This is a genomic window from Streptomyces diversicolor (genome assembly GCF_057537855.1).
The window spans coordinates 1-4,710 of record NZ_BAAJXA010000099.1 but is presented as its reverse complement, the minus strand read 5'-3'; the positions used below and the strand labels follow the sequence as shown (position 1 = coordinate 4,710).

General features: G+C 69.9%; 1 protein-coding gene. It reads right to left on the bottom strand.

What is annotated here, in order from left to right; all coding sequences use genetic code 11:
• Nucleotides 1–4,710, bottom strand: a 4,710-nt coding sequence (locus tag AC27LF_RS45205) for an amino acid adenylation domain-containing protein (RefSeq protein WP_487231307.1), incomplete at both ends; no start/stop codon positions are given.

The following is a 4,710-nucleotide window of genomic DNA, read 5'->3' as shown; positions in this document are numbered from 1 at the left end:
GGCGGCACCTCCCCACCCACACCAGCCCACCCCAACACCAACCCACGCTCACCCACACTCAGCACATCCACCGCACTCAACCGGACGTCCGGCGCCCCCACCACCACCTCGACCGCCCGCACCAGCCACTCCGCGAACCGCTCTGCCGTCGGCGCATCGAATACGTCAGCGGCCGCGATCACGACACCCCGCATTCCAGCGGGGGCGCCTTCGGCGTCGAAGACCTCGGTAGCCATGACGTCCAGGTCGAACTTGGCGGTCGCCGGCCCTGCCGTCCCGGGAACCCCGGCAGATCCGGTCGGTACTCCGGAGGCCCGCAGTCCCGGCAGGTCGACGACCGCCTGGGCGTTGTTCTGCAGGGTCAGCATCACCTGGAACAGCGGGTGCCGCGCGAGGGAGCGGACCGGCGCCAGGTCTTCCACCAGCCGCTCGAAGGGCACGTCCTGATGCCCGAAACCGGCCAGGCTCGTCTCGCGGACACGCTCCAACACCTCACCGAACGTCGGATCCCCCGACAGGTCCGTGCGGATGACCAGCGTGTTGACGAAGAACCCGACGAGGTCGTCCAGCGCCTCATCGGTACGGCCCGCGATCGCCGAACCGATCGGGATGTCGGTGCCCGCGCCCAGCCGCGACAGTGTCACCGCGAGCGCCGCCTGCAACACCATGAACACCGTCACGCCACGCTCACGCGCCACCTCACGCAACCGCGCATGTACCGCCGCCGTCACCTCCAGCCCGACCGCATGCCCCTCATGCGAGGCGACGGCCGGACGCGACCGGTCATAGGGCAACGCCAGCTCCTCCGGGGCACCGGCGAGCGCCTCGCGCCAGAACCCCACCTGACGCGACAGCACACTCTGCGGATCCTCCTCGGACCCCAGCATCTCGCGCTGCCACAGCACGTAGTCGGCGTACTGCACCGGGAGGGGTGCCCATCCAGGGGTGCGGCCCTCGCACCGTGCCGCGTAGGCCATCGACACGTCCCGCGCCAGCGGACCCATCGACCAGCCGTCACCCGCGATGTGATGCACCACCAACGCCAGCACATGATCGTCCGGGCCGACCCGGAACAACCGGGCCTGGACAGGGATCTCCTCCGCGAGGTCGAAGGCATATCGCGCCGCCTCCGCCACAACCCCGCCGAGCTCCTCCGCGCGCACGTCGGTGACCGTCAGTGCGAAGCCGCTCTCGTCCACGGGCAGGATCCGCTGGTACGGCTCACCATCGGCGACCGCGAACACCGTCCGCAGCACCTCATGGCGCTCCAGCACATCCTTCAGCGCGCCGTCGAGCGCATCCCGGTTCAGCTCACCCGACAGGCGCAGGGTCGTCGGGATGTTGTAGGTCGCGCTGGGGCCTTCGAGCTGGCCGATGAACCACAGCCGGCGCTGCGCGTAGGACAGCGGCACCCGCTCCGGACGCTCCCCCGCCACCAAAGCCGGACGCGCCGTGTCCGCCTGACCCAGGCCGGCGGCGAGTCCCGCCGGGGTCGACGCCTCGAACAGAGTCCGCAGCGCCACCTCCACACCCAGCACCGCACGCACCCGACTCACCAGCCGCGTCGCCAGCAACGAATGCCCACCCAGAGCGAAGAAGTCGTCGTCCACACCGACCGCGGGCAGCCCGAGGATCTGGGCGAAGGCCTGGCACAGGATCTCCTCCTGCACCGTGGCAGGCGCACGGCTGCTGTCAGCGCCCGTGTACGCGGGTGCGGGAAGCGCCTGGCGGTCCAGCTTGCCGTTCACCGTCAACGGCAACGCATCCAGCACAATCACCGCCGAGGGCACCATGTACTGCGGCAACCGCTCACCCGCGTACTCACGCAGCTCGGACTCCGAGGCGGCCCCGACCACGTAAGCCACCAGGCGCTTGTCCCCGGGAGCGTCCTCACGGGCGATCACAACCGCCTGCGTGATCTGCGGGTGCGCGGCGAGGACCGCCTGGACCTCACCCGGTTCGATCCGGAAGCCGCGGATCTTCAGCTGCTCATCCGCACGCCCCAGATACTCCAGCCGGCCCCCGGCCGACCAGCGCGCCACATCCCCGGTCCGGTACATCCGGGCGCCCGCCCGACCGAACCGGCACGCCACGAACCGCTCACCCGTGAGACCGGGACGCCCCACATACCCCCGCGCGAGGCCCGCACCCGCGACATACAGTTCCCCCGCCACCCCTGCCGGCACCGGACGCAGCGCACCATCCAGCACGTACACCCGGGTGTTGACGATCGGAGAGCCGATTCCGGAGCTGTCGCCCGGTGCGAGCGGGGCGGACATCGTGGCGCACACGGTGGTCTCCGTGGGGCCGTAGGCATTGATGAACCGGCGGCCAGGAGCCCAGCGTCCGATCAGGTCACCGCCCAGTGCCTCGCCTGCCGACACCAGTGTCGACACCGACGGCAGATCCTCAGGCGCCAGCACAGCCAGCACGGCCGGTGGCAGCGTCACATGGGTCACCTCGTGCCGCGCCACGACTTCGGCCAGTCCCTGGCCAGGCAGCAACTCGTGCGCATCGGACAGGACGAGTCGTGCTCCGCTCGACAGCGCCACCAGGACCTCGGACACCGCCGCATCGAAGCTCACCGACGCGAACTGCAGCATCCGGCTGGCGGGGTCCACCGCGAAGCGCTCCGCCTGAGCCGCCACCAGGCTGGCCACGCCACCATGCGACACGGCCACGCCCTTGGGCCGTCCCGTCGAGCCGGACGTATAGATGATGTAGGCCAGTCCGCCCGTCTCGAAGGCGACTTCGGGAGGAGTGACGGGCGTCGCCGCGAGCTCACGTGCCACCCGCATGTCATCGAGGTTCACCACCTGCACGCCGGGCCCTGACAGCACGGCTGACGTATCGCCGCGTCCGAGCACCACCCGTGCACCGCTGTCGGCGAGCATGAACTCCAGCCGCTCCGCCGGATACTGCACATCCAGCGGCACGTACGCCGCGCCGGTCTTCAACACGGCCAGCAGCGCGACGATCAGATCCACCCCACGCGGCAGGCACACGCCCACCACGGACTCCGTACCGACGCCGAGCCCTCGCAGGTAGTGCGCCAGCCGATTCGCCTTGGTCTCCAGCTCGGCGTAGGAGAGCTCCGTAGCGCCGTACACCACTGCCACGGCGTCCGGGGTGCGGGCCACCTGGGCCTGGAACATCTCGGGCGCAGACTGCTGCGGGATGTGTGCGGTGGTGTCGTTCCAGTCTTCGAGGAGTCGGTTCTGTTCGGTGGCGTCGAGGATGTCCACCGTCGACAGGTAGCTACTGGGGTCGTCCTCCAGCGTGGTGACGAGGTTGTCGAGGCAGGTGTGCAGCAGCCGGCACACGGCCTGCCCGTCGACCGGGCCCACCGCGTCCACGACCAGTCCGAACTTGGACTCCAGGTCATCGACCGCCACGGCCACGGGGTAGTTCGTCACCTCACGCACGGACAGCGTGCTGATGCCCCTGGAGGACGAGCCGGCCTCCGGAGGAGGGTTCTCCGGCCGGCGTCGGCCATGCCGGTAGTTGAACAGCGAGGTGAACAGCGGGCTGCCGTTGGGAATGCCGCTGGCCTGCTGCGCCAGGGGCAGCGGGGCGTGCTCGTGCACCAGCAGCTCCGCCAGCTGAGCACGCACACCTTCCAACGCGTTGGCGACGCCGACGGCATCCACCCTGACCCGGACCGGCAGCGTGTTGATGAACAACCCCGGCACCCGGTCCGCACCGACACCGGCGTTCATCCGCCCGAACAGCACCGTGCCGAACACGACGTCGTCGCGGCCGCTGATCGTAGCCAGGACGCGAGCCCAGGCGAGGTGGAACACGCTGGCCGGACTCACGCCCAACGACCGGGCCACATCGCGTACGCGCCGGCCCACCTGTTCATCGACTTCCAGGTGGGAGCGCACGACACCGCTGCCGTCACCGTGCACGTCCAGCAGGCCATAGGGGGCCGTCGTCTCCTCCACGTCCCCCAGCAAGCCGGTGAAGTAGCGCTCGTGCTCCTCGCGCGTCACGCCGAGCCGGGCCTGCGCGACGAAGTTGCGGAACGGCAGCGGCTGCGGCAGGGAATCCTCCCGCCCGGACAGGAACGCGCTCATCTCTTCCAGCAGCACGTCCTGGGTGGTGTGGTCCTGGACGAGGTGGTGCATGCGCAGCAGCGCCAGCCATCCACCGTCCTCGCCCGGCTGTGAGGTGATGTGCACGTCGATCAGGGGAGCGCGGCCGATATCCATCCTCGACCCGGCCGCCGCGGTCAGCTGACTGGCGACATCGCTGCTTTCCCGATCGACAGCGACTTCGATGACCGGCAGGTCGGCCCGGCGGACCACGACCTGGACCGGCTCACGCAACTGCTCCCACACGATCGCCGTGCGGTAGATGTCATGCCGGTCCACCACGCGCTGGAGAGCGCCGAGGAAGGCGTCCAGCCGCTCCCTTGAGTCGAAGCGCAGGACTCGTGGCACCACATAGGCATCCGCACCGCCGCCGTCGGCCTGCAACAGGTGGTGGAAGAACAGGCCCTCCTGCAGCGGGGCGAGCGGATAGACATCAGCGATGTTGGCCGCGCCCCCGGGTATCTGCCCGATGACGTGCGCCAGTTCCGCCTCGTCCAGATCGACCAGCGGCAGCATGTCCGGGGTGATGTGCTCGGCGCCCTCCGGGATGCGGTTCTCCGGAACGTCGATCGTGTCCGGAGCCGCCACCGCGGCCAGGCCGGCCGGGGTGGGT